Source organism: Bacteroidota bacterium (assembly GCA_030706565.1).
Taxonomy (GTDB): Bacteria; Bacteroidota; Bacteroidia; order Bacteroidales; family JAUZOH01; genus JAUZOH01.
The window spans coordinates 1-2,340 of record JAUZOH010000525.1 but is presented as its reverse complement, the minus strand read 5'-3'; the positions used below and the strand labels follow the sequence as shown (position 1 = coordinate 2,340).

3 protein-coding genes are annotated in these 2,340 nt (G+C 36.3%); all 3 read right to left on the bottom strand.

The features are described 5' to 3' along the window. On the bottom strand, window positions 1-1,132 hold a 1,132-nt coding region (locus Q8907_16385; GenBank protein MDP4275847.1), incomplete at its 3' end, for a HAMP domain-containing sensor histidine kinase. A 5-nt stretch (window positions 1,133-1,137) separates the two neighbouring features. Beyond that, a complete protein-coding gene (locus Q8907_16380; GenBank protein ID MDP4275846.1) occupies window positions 1,138-1,812 on the bottom strand; it encodes a response regulator transcription factor in 675 nt (224 codons plus the stop codon). Between the two features lie 58 nt (window positions 1,813-1,870). Then, window positions 1,871-2,340 (bottom strand): hypothetical protein (locus tag Q8907_16375; protein ID MDP4275845.1); only part of this gene is annotated, 470 nt, incomplete at its 5' end.

Genomic DNA, 2,340 nt, shown 5'->3' with positions numbered 1-2,340 from the left:
TTTGTTTCACAAATCTTTTAAATAATTTTTCAGGGGCAACATTCAACCTTTCTCCTGTATTTGAAAAGGATAACACCCTCTGATCAGCCATTATTTTAATTTCTCCGTCAGCAATATTATGCTTTATCGCATTGTTAAGAATATTATTAATTAATATATCAGCCAGGTAGGGATTCATGTTAACCCAAAAAGGCTCTTTCGTAATAATTGTCAGCTTTATATTTTTCAACTCGAAAAGTTCTATTGTCTGATCCAATTTTCCTTTAATTACTTCATTAAGATCAATCTTTTTATTATCAATGAACTGACGATTTTCAATTTTAGAAAGCAGCAACAAAGCCTCATTAAGTTTTGAAAGGCGGATAACCGATTCATAAGCTGAATAAACCAACTTCCTGTGATTTTCAGCCAACAAGGAATCATGAAGAATTACTTCCAGCTTCGATTTGACTATTGCAAGAGGAGTCTGTATCTCATGAGAAGCATTTTCAGTAAATTCCTTTAAATTAACAAAATCAGCCTGAAGTTTACGGGTCAACTCGGTAAGAGTCTGGTTCAATAAATCAAATTCATATATTCCATTAGCCGGGAATTGAATATCCTGTGTTACGCCTATTTTAAAAGTTCTTAATTTATCAACTGTTACAAAAAAAGGCTTCCAGACAGAAAATAAAAACCTGCGGTTCAGTACCAAAAGTATCACTGCCAAAAAGCCAAAAAGGCCCAACATAAAGCCAAAAATCGCCCCTTTTAAATCTTCCGATTCAAGGAGCGATTGAATTATCGTAATTTTATAAGTTGTTCCATGGACATCCTCAATAAAACTCAACTTGCGAAAAGGGATAATCTCCTTGTCATCCGCATCATAAACACGGATATCCTTAAGCTGCTCATATTTTATCCCATGATATTTCTGAATAAAAAATTCCCTGTCCGGTGATTGATAGATTGAATCGGGCAATGATTGACTTTGAAGATATTTTATGATGGCTTCTTTCCGGGACCGAATCCTTTCGTCCATATTTTGATGGACAATCATGTTCAAAATCACATAGAACAGGATTCCTGTAGCCGTAAAGGCAATGATCGTAATGAGTAAAAACCTTACACTTATTTTATTTTGAAGTTTCATTAAAATCAAACTTTAAAAGTATAGCCGGTGCCATAAACATTTTGAAAGTAATCAAGATTTGTTTTCTCAAGCAATTTACGGCGGAGGTTCTTAATTTGCGAATAGACAAAGTCAAAAGAGTCGCAAGAATCAGCAAAATCACCCCATAAATGTTCTGCTATTGCTTCTTTAGTAAGCACACGGTTGGGATTGGTAACAAAATACAGGAGTAAGTCGAATTCTTTTTTGGTAAGAATCAACAGTTCTCCATTAGCATATACCTGCCTGTTTTCCGGAATAATTCTGAGTTTATCAACCACAATTTCCTTTCTTCCTTCAAATTTTCTACGCCGGAGCAATGCTTTAATCCTTGAAGTCAGTTCTGTCAGATGAAATGGTTTGGTGATATAATCATCAGCGCCCAGATCGAGGCCGGCAATTTTATCATCCAGGGAATTTTTGGCTGAAATAATAATTATTCCCGTATCCGGATGAAGTTTCTTTAACTCTTTGATCAACTGAAGACCATTGCCATCGGGCAAACCAATGTCTAAAAGCAGGCAATCGTAATGGTACAAATCCAGTTTTTCTGAACCCGCCTGGAAAGTATCAGCCTGTTCACAACAATAACCATCTTCCTCCAGAAAGGAAACAATTGTTTCTCTTAAGTTTATCTCGTCTTCTACAATTAAAATTTTCAAGATTTTTTATTCAAACATAAACAATGATTTTGGAGAAAGTTTGGAGCTAAAAAGCATTTTATTCTGTTACAATCACCGCACTTTTCTGCGTTCCTTTTCCAAACTCAAATTTATCATTACATTTTGAAAGATCAGTGCTTTCAACCCGGATATTTCCTGTGGCGGCACCTTCCAGCCTCATAAACAAATCAGAAGCTGGAGGACAAACCAGTTTCTTCATCAGAAAATCCCGGCTGTTTTCCAGGGAATAGGAAACACCTCTCCCGGGTATAATAGAAACATTGTCCAGCCTGATGTTTGCTGCTTCCCTGGATGAAAAACCAGAACGGGCCGAAATGACCATATTGCTGAATTCAACATCCCGCACAGGCATCTCTGGCAAACCTGTAATTTTAACAGCCTGTTCGGCTCCATTGCAATAAATGTTTCGGATATAAAATTTCCGGAAACGGGGGGTTGTTTCATTAACCTCAACCACTTTTTCCTGTTCTGCCAGATTTTTTATTTCATAATAAGTGTCAAACAATA